This window comes from Arthrobacter sp. TB 26 (assembly GCF_000427315.1).
Lineage (GTDB): Bacteria > Actinomycetota > Actinomycetes > Actinomycetales > Micrococcaceae > Arthrobacter.
The window spans coordinates 12,878-30,037 of sequence record NZ_AUPJ01000536.1 but is presented as its reverse complement, the minus strand read 5'-3'; the positions used below and the strand labels follow the sequence as shown (position 1 = coordinate 30,037).

16 protein-coding genes and 1 pseudogene (1 of these 17 running past the window's edge) are annotated in these 17,160 nt (G+C 63.8%); 9 read left to right on the top strand and 8 right to left on the bottom strand.

From position 1 onward, the window contains the following. The 6 genes from K789_RS0121100 to K789_RS24250 all read right to left on the bottom strand — a co-directional run. The coding region (locus K789_RS0121100; RefSeq protein WP_024367960.1) for a PEP/pyruvate-binding domain-containing protein at positions 1-1,022 on the bottom strand (1,022 nt) is incomplete at its 3' end. A 5-nt stretch (positions 1,023-1,027) separates the two neighbouring features. Next, positions 1,028-2,311 (bottom strand): cytochrome P450, encoded by a 1,284-nt coding sequence (locus K789_RS0121095; protein WP_024368481.1) that lies wholly within the window; start codon positions 2,309-2,311, stop codon positions 1,028-1,030. Between the two features lie 158 nt (positions 2,312-2,469). Further along, on the bottom strand, positions 2,470-3,252 hold the full coding sequence (locus tag K789_RS0121090) for an IclR family transcriptional regulator (protein ID WP_029705595.1): 783 nt from the start codon (positions 3,250-3,252) through the stop codon (positions 2,470-2,472). Then, a complete protein-coding gene (locus tag K789_RS25530) occupies positions 3,239-3,379 on the bottom strand; it encodes a hypothetical protein (RefSeq protein WP_157835706.1) in 141 nt (46 codons plus the stop codon). Before K789_RS25530 ends, K789_RS0121090 begins: the two co-directional genes overlap by 14 nt. 66 nt (positions 3,380-3,445) lie before the next feature. Continuing rightward, on the bottom strand, positions 3,446-4,288 hold the full coding sequence (locus K789_RS0121080) for an IclR family transcriptional regulator (RefSeq protein ID WP_024368480.1): 843 nt from the start codon (positions 4,286-4,288) through the stop codon (positions 3,446-3,448). Beyond that, the gene (locus tag K789_RS24250) at positions 4,281-5,105 is read right to left on the bottom strand and encodes an IclR family transcriptional regulator (protein ID WP_157835705.1); all 825 of its coding nucleotides are present in this window, start codon (positions 5,103-5,105) and stop codon (positions 4,281-4,283) included. The genes K789_RS0121080 and K789_RS24250 overlap by 8 nt, the downstream gene beginning before the upstream one ends. Before the next feature lie 226 nt (positions 5,106-5,331). On the opposite strand from K789_RS24250, the gene K789_RS0121070 reads away from it, so the two are divergent. From K789_RS0121070 to K789_RS26340, 9 genes are all read left to right on the top strand, one after another. Then, on the top strand, positions 5,332-7,221 hold the full coding sequence (locus tag K789_RS0121070; RefSeq protein ID WP_024368478.1) for a PEP-utilizing enzyme: 1,890 nt from the start codon (positions 5,332-5,334) through the stop codon (positions 7,219-7,221). Between the two features lie 102 nt (positions 7,222-7,323). Continuing rightward, complete coding sequence (locus K789_RS0121065; RefSeq protein ID WP_024368477.1) at positions 7,324-8,427, top strand: PEP/pyruvate-binding domain-containing protein; 1,104 nt, start codon at positions 7,324-7,326, stop codon at positions 8,425-8,427. Beyond that, positions 8,424-8,951 carry an acetyl-CoA carboxylase biotin carboxyl carrier protein gene (locus K789_RS0121060; RefSeq protein ID WP_024368476.1) on the top strand — a complete coding sequence of 176 codons (528 nt, stop codon included), beginning with the start codon at positions 8,424-8,426 and terminating at the stop codon, positions 8,949-8,951. Before K789_RS0121065 ends, K789_RS0121060 begins: the two co-directional genes overlap by 4 nt. Next, on the top strand, positions 8,948-10,339 hold the full coding sequence (locus K789_RS0121055; RefSeq protein ID WP_128081694.1) for an acetyl-CoA carboxylase biotin carboxylase subunit: 1,392 nt from the start codon (positions 8,948-8,950) through the stop codon (positions 10,337-10,339). The genes K789_RS0121060 and K789_RS0121055 overlap by 4 nt, the downstream gene beginning before the upstream one ends. Then, complete coding sequence (locus tag K789_RS24245) at positions 10,336-11,313, top strand: hypothetical protein (RefSeq protein ID WP_051181210.1); 978 nt, start codon at positions 10,336-10,338, stop codon at positions 11,311-11,313. Before K789_RS0121055 ends, K789_RS24245 begins: the two co-directional genes overlap by 4 nt. Continuing rightward, positions 11,310-11,927: a hypothetical protein gene (locus K789_RS24240; RefSeq protein ID WP_084507750.1), complete on the top strand. Its 618-nt coding sequence runs from the start codon at positions 11,310-11,312 to the stop codon at positions 11,925-11,927. The genes K789_RS24245 and K789_RS24240 overlap by 4 nt, the downstream gene beginning before the upstream one ends. Beyond that, entirely contained in the window at positions 11,924-12,814 is an 891-nt protein-coding gene (locus K789_RS0121045; protein ID WP_024368474.1) for an HAD-IIA family hydrolase, read from the top strand. Before K789_RS24240 ends, K789_RS0121045 begins: the two co-directional genes overlap by 4 nt. Positions 12,815-12,873: 59 nt before the next feature. Continuing rightward, positions 12,874-14,880 carry an acetoacetate--CoA ligase gene (locus tag K789_RS0121040; RefSeq protein WP_024368473.1) on the top strand — a complete coding sequence of 669 codons (2,007 nt, stop codon included), beginning with the start codon at positions 12,874-12,876 and terminating at the stop codon, positions 14,878-14,880. A gap of 1,340 nt (positions 14,881-16,220) precedes the next feature. Continuing rightward, a complete protein-coding gene (locus tag K789_RS26340) occupies positions 16,221-16,502 on the top strand; it encodes a hypothetical protein (protein ID WP_128081693.1) in 282 nt (93 codons plus the stop codon). Positions 16,503-16,667: 165 nt separating this feature from the next. Here the strand turns inward: K789_RS26340 and K789_RS25275 are convergent, their stop codons facing one another. Both K789_RS25275 and K789_RS26840 read right to left on the bottom strand, forming a co-directional pair. Continuing rightward, positions 16,668-17,084 (bottom strand): hypothetical protein, encoded by a 417-nt coding sequence (locus K789_RS25275; protein WP_128081692.1) that lies wholly within the window; start codon positions 17,082-17,084, stop codon positions 16,668-16,670. Then, positions 17,081-17,160 (bottom strand): annotated as a pseudogene (locus K789_RS26840) (DUF6884 domain-containing protein) (it continues 234 nt past the right edge of the window). Before K789_RS26840 ends, K789_RS25275 begins: the two are co-directional and overlap by 4 nt.

Below are 17,160 nucleotides of genomic sequence, written 5' to 3'. Positions count from 1 at the left end.
GACGGGACTGTTTGCGTGACCACGGCCGGTTTGGAGGAGTGCACGGTTTCCGGCCGGGACTGCAGCAGGAGCAGGTTTTCGCCGTCGGGCAGGTCGGTGTCGAGGGCCCACTCGATGTCCTGCGGGCACTTGTAGTGCTTCTCCGCGCGCTTGGCCATCTGCGCGACGGCGGTGAGTTCCGCGTCGCTGAGGCTGCGGCGGCCGCGGCGTTCGGCGTCGACCTCCCGCTCCACCAGGCGGCCGGCCGCGGCGTCCGGGACGAGCTCTGCGTGCTTGTCGCCGAGGTGTTCGGAGATGACGGTCAGGGTGACCTTGTCCAGCATGATGTTGTCCGGGGTGACCTGGCCGGAGACCACCATCTCGCCGACCCCGTAGGAGGAGTCGATGGTGATCTTGGAGCGGTCGCCGTTGGTGGGGTCCATGGTGATCGCGACGCCGGAGACGCGGGCGTTGACCATCTTCTGCACCACGACGGCCATCGAGAGGCCCTCGTTGGGGATGTTGTTTTTTAGCCGGTAAATGATGGCGCGGGAGGTGAACAGCGAGGCCCAGCACTGCCGGATGTGCTCAGTGACGGCCTTGACGCCGTCGAGCCAGAGGTAGGTGTCCTGCTGTCCGGCGAAGGAGGCGTCCGGGAGGTCCTCGGCGGTGGCGCTGGAGCGCACGGCCACCGGGACGGGTGCCTCGAAGCGGGACATCAGGGCCTCGTAGGCGCCGACGGTGAGCTCGCGCATCGCTTGCGGCACCGGGCGGGAGCAGATGTCCTCGCGGATGGCGGCGGAGACCTTGTCCACCTGGCCCATGTCCTCGGGGTCAAGATCGGCCAGGAGCTGGTGAATGTGCCGGGTGATGCCGGCTTCCTCCATAAAGGCGTCGAACTGGGCGGTGGTGACCACGAAGCCGGGCGGGACGGGCATGCCGGCGGAGGTCATGGTGACCAGGGAGGCGCCCTTGCCGCCGAGGTTTTCCAGCTTCGGTTCGATGCCGCCGTCGAAGAACTGGATGTATTCGTTGCTTTGCATATTTCTCAGGCCTTCCAGCTGACGGGGACGGTCTCGGGGACGCGGAAGGACAGATTCTCGCGGAACTTGATGTCATCGGCATTCATGACCTGCAGCTGGGGCGCCAGCCGGACAACCTCTTCCACGGCGATCTTCGCCTGGAGCTTGGCAAGCTTGTTGCCCAGGCAGTAGTGGATACCGAAACCGAAGGAGAGGTGCTCACGGGCGTTTTTCCGGTCGATATCGAAAGCCTCACCGTCGGGAAACTTTGACTCGTCACGATTCGCCGAGCCCAGGAGCAGCAACAGTCCTGAACCCTTGGGAATCTCCACCCCACCGACCACAGCGTCCCTAAGCGCCTTGCGCCGCCAGGCGACGATTGATCCCGAATAGCGCAGGACCTCTTCGATCGCGGCGGGGATCTTCTTGGGATCCTCGATGAGGCGCGACCAGTCCTCACGGCGATCCAAGACGAGGCGGAAGATGTTGGCGATCAGAGTGGTGGTGGTCTCGTGGCCGGCGAAGAGCAACGAGTACAGGACGGAGGCAATCTCGTGATCACTCAGTTCCGCACCCTCGGACTGCGCCTTGACCAGGTCTGCGGTCAGGCTGTCGCCGGCCTCCTCGTGGGCCACCTCGACCAGCCGCTGACATTCCTGCCAGTACTCCACCAGGTTGTGGGCGTGCGGGATCTGCTCCTCGTCGCTCAGATTGCCCCAGGTCATGGCGGCCCGGGAGTCGGACCAGCGCTTGTAGCTCGGGATCATGGCCACATCCGCCCCGATAAGCGTGAGGATCGTGATGGTAGGCAGGTCCACAGCCAGATCGCGGAACAAGTCGCCGCGGCGTTCGGGGCGGGCAAGCATGTTTGTGACCAGATGGACCACGTTCTGGCGGATGAAGGGCTCCAGTGCCTGGTAGCGGCGCGGCGTGAAAGCCTTCTGGACGATGCCACGGATCCGCGTGTGTTCCGGCGGGACACGGGCGGAAAGACCGGAATATGCGGTGAACCCTCCTTCCTCCATGATTTTCTTCGCAGCGGCACCGCGCTCCCGAACGGGCGCCTGGGCATTTTCGCTGGAAAACGTCTCCCACTCGTCGAAGACGGCCCGGATGTCGTCGTAGCGGGAGACAACGTAGAGGCCGACCCGCTCGTCGAACATCACGGGCTGCTCGGCCCGGAGTTCGGCGTAGGCCGGGAAAGGGTTCTTCTGCGCGAATGGCTCGTAGCCGTGATGGCCGGCAGGGGCCTCTGCGCCGTGGCCGAACGGGCAACCCGAGGATTCCGGTGCAACGATGGACTCTGTCATGTCAGCTCCTTTGCTGAAGTGTCTACGTGATCCGCGTCACGCGGTCTGCTGACCAGTCTGCACCGGGAAGTTTCTATTCCGCCCCATACTTTTTCACTCAGTGAGAACGAATAGCAGCTGTCCCTGTCCGCGGACCCGAATCCGGATTCTCCGGCACATTAGCGTGCGGCACCCAGCAAGGTCTCCAAGGGGATCCGCCGCGTTGCCCTTTCGATCTGCGCGGAGGTGCCTAAAAGTGCAGGCAGGTAGCGTTTGAGGTGCGGTGCATTCTTGGCGTCGGTCACAATCCCAAGACTGGCTCCGATGCGTCCGGTGTGAAAAACGGGGACCGCGATCGCGCACGCTCCCTGCCGCACCTCCTCGATGCTCAGCGCATACCCCTGTTCGCAGATCTGGGCCAGCTCCTCGATCAATCGCTGCGGGTTGGTGTGCGTGGCTGGCGTCAGTTGAGCCAGAGGGCCCTGCAGGTAGGACTGGCGGACCCATTCCTCCTCATAGGCGAGCAGAACCTTTCCCATGGCCGTGCTGTGGAGCGGAAGGCGCGAACCGACACGGGACGTGCGGGCGGCCCTCTTAGCGCCGTGCGCACGGTCAACCACCAGGGAATCCCGCTCCTGGCGCACAGTTATCAGGACCGTCTCGCCGGTGAGAGCGAACAGATCCTGGATCCAGGGCCGTGCGGCCTCCCGCAGTTGGCGCCCCGCCTTCTGCGCCAGCTCCCACAAGCGAATGCCTACCTGGTACCGCCCGGTACTGGTGCGCTCCAGCATTCCCCATTCAACAATGTCCTGCACCAATCGGTGGGTGGTGCTCACAGGAAGACCGGACTGTGACGCAATCTCCGCCATGGTGAGCGCCCCGTCGGACTTTTCGAAGACCTCTAGGATGGCAAACACCTTGGAGGTGACACCCCTCCCGGGATCACGGCTACCGCCAGCCATGGCTGCCTCTTTGCCCGGCCGGGCATCGGACCGTCGCGGCAACCGGGTCCAGGGCTCCGATGTGGCCATGGACGTGCGCGCCAATGGCCACCAGCAGTTCAACCTCGACGTGGGGCTCGTACGGCATAGGTCGTTCCTCCTTGGGAAAAGCCGTGACAAGCCACACCCTGCTGTGGCTCTGCCGGGGAGCGGTTTAGGATGCTTGCGGCGGCATTGGGTCACCGCCGTGAACGTCGCTTCCTGAGATGCGATCGCTGATGCTCGGATAGGCTGTTCCGGCCGCGGTTTCCAGACGACGGGCCAGCCCGTCCGCGGCGCGCAGCAGGGCGGGCGCGTACCGGGTCAGGTCGGTCCTGAGCGTGTAGCTGACAATTCCGATTGCTGCCTGGACGGTGCCGTCCACCAGGACGGGAGCAGCGATGGAAGTCGATCCAAGCTGGTATTCCTGGTGGCTCTGGGCGTAGCCGCGCTGGCGGATTTGTGCCAGCTGTCGTGACATCGTTCTCCGGTCCGTGATGGTTTCCGGCGTGTATTGGGTGAAGGGCATGGCGAGTATTGCGTCCGTAAAGGCCTCCGGGCTGAATGCGAGCAATGCTTTGCCGACGCCCGTGGCATGGAGGGGGATGCGGGCACCGATGCGGCTCTGGATAGGAACGGAAACTTCGGACGTAAGTTTTTCCACGTAGATGGCATTCGTTCCGTCACAGACGGCCAGCTGAACGGTTTCACGGCACTCGTACTGCAGGTTGAGCAGGAACGGCATGGCTGTTTCCCGCAGCCGGCCATGGACAGGCGTGAGCAGGCCCATCTCCCACAGCCGCACCCCCAGCCCGTACCGGCCAGCGCTGTCCCGGTCAAGGAAACGTCCGTCTTCGAGCTCACCGGCAAGACGGTATACGGTCGCCACCGGCAGCCCGGCCCTGCGGGCGAGCTGACTGAGGGTGAGCAGCGGATTTTCGACATCGAACGCGGCGAGTACGGCCAAGGCCCTCGCGGTGACGGATTTCGCCGAGCTTTTATAAGGCTCCTCACTCATCGCCGGCGTCCCTTTTGCTGGTTCCTGCGGCCGGCGGGTCGGTCCCAGGCGCCTGGGATCCGCTGGGATCCGGCACAGATGCCAGGATGACCGCAAGGCTGTGGGCGGCTCCCCTCATCTCGGGGATCATCGACTCAATGGAAGCCGTGGGCCTGGTGGCGGCTGAATCCGTCGGCGGTGTACTCAGGGACAGTGCCATGGGCGGCCGGCCTTCAGCCCGGATCGGTACGGCATATTCGACGTGCCCAGCGACGTCAGACCGCCTCGCCCAACCTTGTTCCATGGCAGCAGTGATGCTCTCCTCCACGCGAACAAATTGGGCACGCGTCAAGGGCATGGAGCTCCTGGCTGCCGGGGTCATCCCTCCCATGAGGATATGTCCGGCGGCAGAATCGACCAGGGGCAGGGTCATTCCAGGCCCGCTGCCCGGCGCGCTGGCACCATTGGCCAAAACCTCTTCCAAGCAGAGCGCCTGCTCTCCGTTGCAGACGAACACACGGACCATCATCCCGGATTTTGTCGCAAGACGAAGCAGAAGAGGGCGGGTTCCCATGCCGATGACGTCGTGCGTGGGTGCAAGGATTCCCAGTTGCCAGATTTTCGGGCCGATGGCGTAGCGGCCGGCTGGATCCCGCTGGACCGCCGAGATGGCTTCGAGGTGATTGAGGAGGCGGAAGGTGGTCGCCACGGGCAGCCCGCTCCGGCGGGAAATCTGCGACAGGGTCATCTGCCGGTGCGCCATATCGAAGGACATGAGCACGGCAAAGGCGCGCTCCGTGACTGATTTCCCCGGCGGAACTGCATCTGCGCGTGCCATATCCCTCCTCACGTCGCGGCCCCTTCCTGCTGTCACGGCCACTCTAGCCTCCATTTCACCTGATGAAAACTCTCTGATTCCTACCCTCCTGTCGGTTGTAAATACGCTTGGGCGCAAAAATTCTTTTCGCTCAGTGAAAAGATGGGTGGTGATTGGAGTCACACCCTCCCACACTGGAAATCAGTCCCCCTGTCACCCGGACACCCATGGACGCAAAGGAGCAGTCATGACCACCACGGACAGCGAATTGAACGAAAACTCCGTTCCAGTGCAGAACGGACCGCAGGAACGCAGTTTCCCGGATCCCTACGAGATCGAGACACCCGAGGGAGCCGAAGGGTGGGAGGAGATGTACGCGTACCACAACCGTTTCCTGCCCACGCGCCGCGCGGAAGACTCTGCCAAGACGTGGTTCCGGAACTCACTGCACTACCCGGAAGTCTCCTATCCGTTTGACCAGGTCACCATCGACGGTGCCTTCACCGGGACCGGAGTGACGAACACCCGCGTGTTTGCGCTGCCCCCCGCCAAGGGCCTCGACGTTCGCGTTATCAACGGCTACACCTACATGTCCACGATTCCCAGTCCGGACGACGAGGAACAGGCACGACGGGCTGAGGAATTCGGCAAGCGGGCGGGCTACTACTTTGAGAACTGGGACACCCTCTACGCCGAATGGGAAGGCCGTGTCACAGGCGCCATCCGGGCCGTCCATGAGCTGGAAATTCCGCCGCTGTCTGAGTTCGAGGCCATCGAGCGCGTCACTGCAGACCGCGGACCCAGCCAGGGCAACTTGCTCCTGTCCGCCTACCACCGGCTGCTGGAGCACGGCGACCAGATCTGGACCCTGCATTCGGAATTCCTGAACCTGGGCTACGCCGCCTACCTTCAGTTCCTGACCCTGTGCAAGGAGCACTTCCCGGAGATCGATGACCAGACCATCTCCCGCATGGTCAGCGGCGTCGACGTGCTGCTGTTCCGCCCCGATGACGAACTTCGGGCTCTGGCCCGGAAGGCCGAGGAACTCGGTGTCGGCGACCTCGTCCAAGCCGCCAACAATGAAGAAGACCTGCTCAGCAGCCTCGGAGACTCCGAGGCCGGCAAAGCGTGGCTGGCCTCCCTCGACGAAAGCAAAGACCCGTGGTTCAACTTCTCGTACGGGTCCGGCATGTACCACTCCCACCGCAGCTGGATCGACGACCTCCGCCTCCCCATCCAGGCGATCGGAGACTACATCGTCCGTCTGCGCGGTGGCGACGACCTGCGAAGGCCACTGGATAAGCTCCAGGCGGAACGTGACGAACTGGTCGAGCACTACCGCTCGCACCTAGACGAGGACGACCTGCCGGCCTTCGATGCGGCCCTTGGCCTGTCCCGGACGGTTTTCCCCTACGTGGAGAACCACAACTTCTATGTCGAGCACTGGTTCCTGACGAATTTCTGGAACAAGGCCCGCGAATTCAGCACGCTACTGCAGACGTGGGGCTTCTGGGACGATGTTGAAGACATCTTCTTCCTGCGCCGGGCCGAAGTCGAAGAAGCCATCGTGGACCTGCAGATGGCCTGGGCTGCCGGCGGTAAACCCCAGGGCGGTTATCACTGGCCCGAGATCATCAAGCGCCGCAAGGAAATCTACGAAGCTCTCAGCAACTGGAACCCGCCGCCGGCCCTGGGCCCGGTACCCGGCGAGGTCAACGAGCCGCTGACCATCATGCTCTGGGGCATCACACCGGAGACCGTCGAACGATGGCTTACGGCCCAGGACGGCGGCAGCAGCCGGACACATCTGACCGGGTTCGCCGGATCCCCCGGAATCGCCGAGGGCCGTGCGCGCGTAGTGCTCCGTCCCGACCAGCTGGACACCGTGCAGGAAGGCGAAATCCTTGTCTCCCCCGTGACAAGCCCCAGCTGGACACCTGTATTCGGGCGCATCCGCGGCGCAGTGAGCGATATTGGCGGCATCATGTGCCACGCGGCCATCGTCTCGCGCGAATACGGCCTGCCGGCGGTTGTCGGGACCGGATTCGGCACATCCACGATTAAGACCGGCCAGCTGATCCGCGTCGACGGCGACGCCGGAACGGTCACCATCCTCGATGAGTCCACCGACGTCTGATAGAGGCACGGGCCCCTTGGCCCCGCAACCACAATCACCCGCCGGCAGCCGATCACACAAGCTGCCGGCGGAACCGACACCCACCCCAGAAAGAAGAACACCGTGGGAAAGTACACAAGGAAATTCAACGAGCTAAGCAGCACCGACCGGCCGCTGGTTGGCGGCAAGTGCGCCAGTCTGGGCGAAATGGTTCAGGCCGGATTGCCCGTGCCGGACGGCTTCGCTGTCACCGTGGACGCTTATGAGGACTACCGGGACGCCTCGGACCTTCGTCAGCAGCTGCTGCGGATTGTGCTCGGAGCCGACGCTCAAAACAATGATTCCCTGCAGCAGGCGCACGACGAAGCAGTCGAGCTGATCCTGGGCCGCGAACTGCCGCCCGCCATCGAGCAGGAGATCCGGGAAACGTACCTGGAGCTCTCGCGGCAGACCGCACAGCGGCGCGGCGTCGGCGACGCCGACCGCATTCCGGTCGCGGTACGCTCCTCGGCGACGGACGAAGACGGCGACGCCGCCAGCTTCGCCGGCCAGCAGGAAACCTACCTGTGGGTCGTGGGTGAAGATGACGTTATCGCCAAGGTCCGTGAATGCTGGGCCAGTCTGTACACGCCGCAGGCCATCGCCTACCGCTCCGGAATGTCGGCCGCGGAAGCCTCGGATGCCTCCAAAATCGCCGTGGCCGTTCAGCTGATGGCCCACGCCGACGTCGCCGGCGTCACCTTCACCGTCAGCCCGCGCACGGGTGACCGGTCGGTTATCGCCATCAACGCCAGCTGGGGACTTGGACAGGCCGTCGTTTCCGGTGAAGTGACCCCCGACGAGTATTGGCTGAACAAAATCGGGCCCACCCTGACCAGTACCCGCATCGCATCCAAGGCCCACGAATACGTTCCAGCCCCCGGCGGCGTCGGCGTCGAACTCCGGGATGTAGAGGATTCCCGCCGCAAGGTGGCCTGTCTCAGCGAACCGGAATTGATGCAATTGGCCGACATCGCCCTGCGCGTAGAGAAGCACTACGGCTGCCCGCAGGACATCGAATGGGCGCTGGAGCACGACGCCGACGGCACTCCCAAGGTCATGCTGCTGCAGTCACGCCCGGAAACCAACTGGAAGAAGCGCAAAGAAGAAAAAGGCAAGAACACCACCAAGGCAACGTCCAACCTGCTTGGGTTCGTTACCGCCGCAGCGAAAGGCAGTACCAAATGAGCACCCCGTCCACACCGAGCTGGCAGGATGTCCTGGACCTCGTCACCCAGCTCGACGACGGCGCCTACGAGTCCGCCGCCGTGGAGTTCGGCGACGTCTCCGTCCGCCTCTCACGCTCGGCAGACATGCCCGTCACTTCTCCAATGGCTATGACACCGCCGCAGTCCCTCGCGCCGTCAACGAACGGGACTGCCCACGCAGCTGTGCCCCCAGCGGCCCCCGCCGTGCCTGAAACCGCGCCTGCGGTCCCGGCTCCCGCCCAGCCCGCCTCTACCGGCACCGTGGTTACTGCCCCGATCATCGGCGTCTTCTATCGCAGCCCCTCCCCCGGAGCGCCTCCCTTCGTCGAACCGGGGGCTACCGTGGGGCCGCATACCACAATCGGCATCATCGAGGTCATGAAACTGATGAACCCGGTCACCGCCGGCGCTGTGGGTACCCTGACCGAATTCCTGGTCGCGGACAACGCCCAGGTCGAATTCGGCCAGCCGCTGGCGGTCATCGCCGAAGAAGCTTCGCCGTGAACGGACCGCAGGAAGTGAACAAACCGATAGTCCTGGTTGCCAACCGGGGCGAAATCGCAGTCCGCATCATCGCCGCGGCCCGGAGGATCGGCGCCAGCCCGGTACTGGCCGCAAGCGCCGCCGACACCAACTCATTGGCCGCGCGCCTGGCGGACCGGGTCATCGTCATAGGACCCGCACAGGCCGGCCTGTCGTACCTCCGGCCGGAGTACATCGCCGAAGCTGCCGTACACGCGGGAGCTGACGTCGTCCATCCCGGCTACGGATTCCTCAGCGAACAACCCGAACTCGCCGAACTCCTCGAAGCCGAGAAGATTGCCTTCGTCGGCCCGCGACCGGAAACACTCCGCGCAGTCGGCGACAAAAGCAGCGCACGCCGCGTTGCTGTCGCGGCCGGAGTCCCGGTGGCCGTCGCCGCTGAAATCGATGACCCGGCCGCTGCCGCAGCACTCGGCGACGCCATCGGCTACCCGCTGCTGATCAAGGCCGTCCACGGCGGAGGCGGGCGCGGCATCCGCCTCGTACGCGATTCCGCTGAATTGGCGGACTTGGCACCCCAAGCCGCAGCAGAGGCCCAGGCGGCGTTCGGAAACGGCTCCCTGTATCTGGAACGTTTCTACCCCGCGGCGCGGCACGTGGAAGTGCAGGTATTTGGCGACGGAGACGGCGGCGTCCAGATATTCGGGGACCGCGACTGCTCGGTGCAACGCAGACACCAGAAACTCATCGAGGAATGCCCCGCACCCGGGCTTTCGGAGTCCCGCCGGTCGGTGCTGCACGATGCCTCCCGCGCGCTCGTTCAAGCCCTCCGGTACCGCGGTGCCGGAACCGTCGAATTCCTCGTCGACACCGAATCCGAAGACGTGGTGTTCCTGGAGATGAACGCCCGCATCCAGGTCGAGCACCCTGTCACGGAGGAAGCATTCGGCATCGACCTTGTCGCCGCCCAGCTGCGCCTCGCCCTCGGGCAGAACCCCGGACTTCCGGACGTGCCGCCCGTCCCGCCGGCGGTTGCGATTGAGGTGCGGATCAACGCCGAGGACCCGGACAATGATTTCCGGCCCAATCCTGGCCTGATCACCGACGTGCACTGGCCCGACGGACCCGGCATCCGTGTCGATACCCATATCCGGGAGGGGTATGCGTTCCCGCCTTTCTACGACAGTCTCATGGCGAAGCTGATAGTCCGCGCCCACAGCCGCAGCGCCGCCGTGGAAGCCCTGCGCTCGGCCGCAGACGCAGTCGTCCTGGAAGGGGTCAAGACCACCCTCCCCCTGCACGAATTTGTCCTGTCCCACCCCGACTTCATCCAGGGAGGGGTTAGCACCTCATGGTTCGCACCCGCCTGGGAGCAGCGTAACGCCCAACTGAAGGAGGCCGTCAAATGACCGCAACCGCAACCCCGCAAACCCGGGCCGAGGCCAGGGACCAGCCTTCGAAGCATCAAAAGACCATCCGTTTGGTCGATACCAGCCTGCGCGACGGCAACCAAAGCCTTTGGGGCGCAACCGGGCTTACCACCGGCATGGTCGAAGCCGTTGGCCCCCTCCTTGACCAGGTGGGCTACGACGCCATCGATTTCACCAGCTCAACCAACCTGTCCATGGGAGTGAAGTGGCACCGGGAAAACCCCTGGGAACGCATCTCCCGCATGCGGGAAGTCATGCCCAATACGCCGCTCTCTGCCATCACCACCGGCATGCGTTTTATGTCCTGGGACAAAGCCTCCGAAACCGTGATGCGAATGGCGCTGCGCCTGATGGCCTCCCACGGACTACGCAGGCTCCAGATTGCCGAACCCATGAACGACGTCGAGTCCCTCCTGCGGGTGGCGCAATGGGCTAAAGAGGAAGGGATCGAACAGGTCGTCGCGGCGGTGACGTTCACCGAAAGCCCCGTCCACACCGACGAAAGCTACAGCCGGAACGCCGGCCTCTGCAGCGCCAGCGAATTTGTCGATGCCGTCTACCTCAAGGACCCCGGCGGCCTGCTGACCGTCGAACGCACCCGTCAACTCATCCCCGGCCTTCGCGCCGCGGCAGGAGCCAAAACCCTGGAGCTGCACAGCCACTGCACAACGGGCGCCGCCTCCCAGCTGTACCTCGTTGCCGCGGAACTGGGCGTCGACGTGCTCCACACCGGGCTCGGCCCCCTGTCCAACGGCACCGCCCAGCCAGGCCTCGAAAACCTCGTTGGAAACCTGGACGCCCTCGGCATCCCTGTCCACGTGAACCGCGAAGCGGCAGCNCAGCCGCGGCCGCCGACATCCTCTACTCCATCGCCAAGTCCCAAGGCCTCCCGGCCGGTGTCCCCACCGAGTACGACCTCAGCCCCCACGTACACCAGGTCCCAGGCGGCATGATGTCAACGCTCAAGCGCCAGCTCGGCGAACTGCGCATGCTTGATCAGCTGCCGGCAGTCATCGAGGAGGCCGGGCGCGTCAGGGCCGACCTCGGCTACCCCATCATGGTCACCCCTTTCAGCCAGTTCGTGGGAAGCCAGGCACTGATGAACGTCCTGGCCATCAAAGCCGGCGAGGACCGCTACAGCCGCATCCCCGACGAGGTCGTCAGGTTCGTCCTGGGCAACTTCGGTGCTCCAGAGGGGGACATCGCCCCGGAGGTGATGGAGAAAGTGTCCCAGTTGCCCCGGGCCAAAGAACTGGCCGAGCCCCCGACAGAACGCTCCCTGGCCGAACTCCACGAAGAGTACGGCCAGAAGTTCAGCCGGCCGCTCAGCGAAGAGGAACTGCTGCTGCGCATGGTGCTCCCGGCAGACCAAGTCGACGGCATGCTCGCCGCCGGCCCCGCGCCCCGGTGGACACCAACTGGTGCCAACCGGACCCCCGCCCCGGTCACCAATATCGCGGAATTCATCAGGGCAGCCCATGAACTCCCCAAGTGGAAGTACCTGGCCGTCAGCCGCGGCGCCGAAAAAGTCGAACTGCGCCGCTCACAGGGTGGAGAAACCGCATGAACCGGCACGAACTCCAGGCCCGGCTCGCGGACGTCCGCGGCGTCATGTTTGATATCGACGGCTGTCTGGTCCTCTCGGACGGACCCAGCGGACACGGCGGCGATGTGCTGCCCGGGGCGCGGGAAGCCATCGAACTCGTCCGCCGGACAGGGCGCAGCGTCGCAGCGTTCACCAACGGCTCCATGCAGACGCCGGCACAGATCGGCGCGTCCCTGCGAGCCCACGGGCTGGACCTCCGCGACGACGAAGTTCTCACTCCGGCCGTCGTCGCCGCGGAAACAATGCAGACCCTCTACCAGGACCGGCCGATCCTGGTGTTCGGTGGCAGGGGCGTCCGGGACGACTTTGAACGCCGCGGACTGAACCTCGTCGATATTGACCGGGCCCTGGCCGGTGAGCCCACCAACGCCGCCGCCGTGGTCATCGGATGGGACACCGACTTCGGCAAGGACAAACTTCAGGCCGCGGCAGAGGCGGTGCTGGCCGGCGCAGCGATCTACGCCACCTCAGATGCGCCTTCCTTCGCCTCCAAGGAGCGCCTGAACGTGGGAGTTTCCGGCTTCATTGCGGCCGGCCTCAGCCACGTCACCGGGCGGCCCTACCGGGTGCTGGGAAAGCCCTCGCAGGAGGCCATCAACGTCCTGGCCCACCGGCTGCGGGTCACGCCGTCGCGGATGCTCATCATCGGCGACGACCTTACCCTCGAGTGCAGTATGGCCCGTACTGCCGGTGCCCTGGGCGCCTTGGTGACCACCGGAACGCACTCGGCCGCTGACGCCGCGGCCGCCCCGCCGGAGCAACGGCCCGACTTCGTCGTGGACGGCCTGTCGGAGCTGGTGGAACTGTTCTCCCTCGCCTCCGAGGATACGGCCGCGAGGCTGGGCTGACAGGGCGGCGAAGGGCAGCGCCCACCGCTGATACGTCGATACATGAAGAAAGGACAACGATGTCAATCCAAAGCACGGCGGCCGAGCGCCCCCCGGTGACCTGGAAGCCCACCGCAGAGGAGCTGCAAAGCTCACGGCTCTGGGATTTCATGAGCTGGGTAGCCGAACACCGGAACGTCAACCTCACCAGCTACCGGGAGACCTGGCAATGGTCGGTCGATGACCTCTCAGGATTCTGGGACTCGGTCCGGGAGTACTTCCACGTCATCGGAGAAGGATTCGACGGACCGGCACTGGCTGAAGAGCGGATGCCGGGAGCGGTGTGGTACCCGAACGCAAAACTGAACTTCGCCGAGAACGTGCTGCGCCACGCACGGGACCCCGACCTGGCCGATTCCACGGCCATCCTGACCATCCAGGAAGACGACTCGGTCACGGAACTGACCTGGCGCCAACTGGAATCCCAGGTCTCATCGCTGGCAGCCCACCTTAGGCGACTCGGTATCGGATCCGGAGACCGCGTCGCCGCTGCGCTCCCCAACGTCCCGGAAGCAATCATCGGGCTGCTGGCAACGGCCGCCATCGGAGCCGTCTGGACGATCAGCTCACCCGACCTCTCCCCCGCGGCGACACTGGAACGCCTGCGCCAGCTCGAACCAAAGCTGCTCATCGGCGTCGACGGCTACCGGTTCAACGGAAAGGACTTCGACAGGCTCCAGCACCTGTCCGACGTTGAAACCGGGCTGCCCGGACTCGAGCACACCATCCTCCTGCGCAATACCGGCCAAGAGACTGCGGTCCCCACAGCCAGGCTCGACTTCAGTTCCCTGCTGAACGACCCTGCCGAGCCTGGCTACGCGCGTGTGTCCTTCGATCATCCGCTCTGGGTCCTCTTCTCTTCCGGCACGACCGGTGCGCCCAAGGGGATCGTCCACGGCCATGGCGGCATGACCCTAGAAGCGCTCAAAGGGACAGGCCTTAATCAGGACATGGGCCCCGGGGAACGCTACTACGTCGCCGCAAACACGTCGTGGATGGTCTGGAACACCCTGGTCAACAACCTGATGTCGGGTGCCTCGGTGGTGACTTATGCCGGCTCCCCCACATACAAGCGTAAAGACCGGCAGTTCGACATCATCGCCCGGACCGGGGCGACGATGTTCGCCACGGGCGCCGCCTATCTTTCCCTGGCCGAAAAATCAGGTCTGGAACCGGGCCGGTCCTGGGATCTTTCGAAGCTGCGCTCCATCCTCTCCACGGGCTCCCCGCTGCCTGACTCCACCTGGCTGTGGGTCCACGAGCAGGTCAAGCAGGACGTCCACCTGGGTTCCGACACCGGCGGCACTGACATCTGCAGCGGCTTCATCGGATCGAACCCGCTGGAACCCGTTCATCTTGGCGAACTCCAGGGGCCATTGCTGGGTGTGGCCGTCGAAGCCTGGTCCGACTCCGGGCAACGGGTCATCGGTGAAGTGGGAGAAATGGTCATCACGCGCCCCATGCCGTCCATGCCGGTGTTCTTCTGGGGCGACGAAACCGGGGCAAGATACCGGGGTTCCTACTTCGAAAAATTCCCCGGCGTCTGGACCCAGGGAGACTGGATCACCGAAACTCCCGCAGGCGGTTTCGCCGTTCACGGTCGCTCCGATGCAACTCTTAACCGGTCCGGTGTCCGCCTCGGCAGCGCCGACATTTATGCGGCGTTGCAGCATGTCCCGGAGGTCACCGAATCCATGGTGATTGGTCTCGAACAGACAGGCGGCGGCTACTACATGCCGCTCTTCGTCGCCCTCGCGCCCGGGTGCCAGCTGACCGAAGAACTCAAGAACAAAATCAACGGCACGATCCGGCAACTGACGTCAGCAAGACATGTCCCGGACGAAATCATTGCCGTCCCTGCCATACCCGTAACCCACGCCTCGAAAAAAATCGAGGTGCCCGTCAAGAAGCTCTTTGCCGGGCACAGCCCGGAAACAGCCGTCAATCGCGGGTCACTGGCGAACCCCGAAGCCGTCGACTGGTTCATCGCGAGGGCGCGGCTGTACCTGTCAGAACACCCTCAATAAGTCCGCACCCGGGAACGCCGCACTCCTCCCCGGGTGCGGTTCAACCTGCTACATCGGCATCGCCTGAACCGCCAGACGAACCTGCGAAAGTACTGGGCTGGTGCAGGCGGCTCCTGACAGGGAGCGCTCGAAGTCGTCTGTACTCGCCGCCATTTTGTTCGAAGTAGCGAACCAGGCATCGGCCACCGACAAAAAGCACCGATGAGGCCCGCGGGGCTGCAACAACTCGGCACGGCAGAAAAGGTAGGGAAGTGACACCGATGAGGAAACCCACCACCTGTAGACCAGTATGGGCACTGTCCACACCCCTTTGGGAGGATATTCGGCCCCAAGCCCTCCCCTCGCGGCCTCAGAAAGACGCGAACCGAAGAGTAGAATCCTCAGGAAATTTCTCTCCAGTCATGTCTTCACCACAACCCCGGGACATGAATAGGTGAAGGCCAACCAGGACCGTCCAAGGACCAGAAAGGAGGTTCAACAAACACAGATCCCAGTTGGCGTAGGGCCCACCAGCCAGGTCCCTGAACCCGACACCGACACAACTTCAAAGGCCACCGCGGCGCCAGCCACAGCCCGCGGCTAGAGTCAGAGGGACCCGCGGAGGGTCACGTACACATTTAAAGCAAAACCCCCTCTGAACAGGGAAAACACGTGCCCGAGGTGGGACTCGAACCGGGTTCCCCGGCCAGAGCACAGCTCGACAGTGAGCCGAATAGCACCAGTCCGGAGGCGGACCTGCTAATGATCTACAGGATGTTGATCCCCCGGTCAGGTGACCAGGCACCGAGACCGGTGCGGAAAATTTATTCGTGGTCAGAATGGCTTCAAGAAGCCGGGCTACTGTCAGATGGATTACGAACAAGTCGTGGAACATTAACAGTCGCAAAAGACGGACACCTTTGTCGATCGCTCTTAGAGCGTCACATAGACGACTTCTTCCACAAGAACGGGATAGGCCACCTCCCTGAGCCGCGCTACCCCTACGATCCGATCCTGAATACGAGCGGGTATAGGGCGGATTGGCGTCTCATCGACGGAACTTTCGTAGAGGCCTTGGGGTTCCCCAAAGACCCCAAGTACATGACAAGAATCCAACGGAAGTTGGCGCTAGCCAGTGGTCACGGAATTCACGTGGTTACAGTTACATCGGAACAACTCAATGAACTCCCTCAAATTTTTGAAAAGTGGGCAAACGCTCAACAAACGCCATAGGATTCGGAAAATTGGGCCCCCACGGGCGCACTCCCTTGGTCACCGGGTATCTGTGGCTTCAAAGCCTGTGGATTCTGCTGGGTAAGTCGATCCCGGCTAAGGAACATAGAGACGGGCTCATGGGGAGGATGAACGCCCTGAGCGAGTACATTTCGCCGCTGCTGGTCGTGGGAGTGCTCAGTTTCGCCGCCTACCTAGTGGGCGTTCTGCTGGCGGTGGACATCAAGGTTGTTACCAACTCGATCTCACAGACACGGCTGGACCGGCAGCCGGAGCTTGTCTGGCAAAGGAAAGTTGAAGCGGGAGTTCACTCACAACTCAAAGCCGAACGGGTACGACCGCATTATGGCCACACCCTTGGGAAGCACCATGCGGCGGCTCTTGTGGGACGCCTTCAGCCGGGTCAATAAGCGGCTGGTTCCTTGGGAAACAATCTACATGGAATACGGCATCAAGCACCCCACCGATGCGGAGGAAACCGCGAGTGTCCTTATCTTTATTCATGGGCTTGTCTAGCAACCCGACGCTAAACACGTGGATGGCCGCAGTAGGCTTCGTCTCTGCACTTATCCTATTCAAGAAGGGGTGGACGAAGAGCCGAGAAGCGGGCAAGGCAGGCGTCGACGGGGACATCGTCGGGCTCGTCGACAAAGTCCAGGAGATGATCGGGACAGAGGCGCCGATGCCCGCCATTCCGCCTTGAGGTTGAAGTACCCCTGAACAACGCCAAGTCCGAAGATCGGCCCGAAGAGCAGGAACGCCAGGACCATCGCAGGGAACTTGAACACCGCAACGACCGCCAAGACGGCGCAGGCCAGGGCCGCCGGGACAAACAGGGCCGTGACGGCGAGGCTGAAGTCGAAGGAGCGGATCGCGTACTGCCTGCCGCCGCCGGAGCTGGCTCCGATCCCCCACTCCTCTTTCGTGTATGCGTGGACGCTTTTGCCGTCGCGCGGGTGCGCGTAGAAGTACGGGCGGGATGGGATACTCACGCGGAGAGCCTACCGGTCAGCCAGCCCAGCTGCTGGCCGATGCCGAGAACCTTCATCGGCACCTCGGCGGGCCACC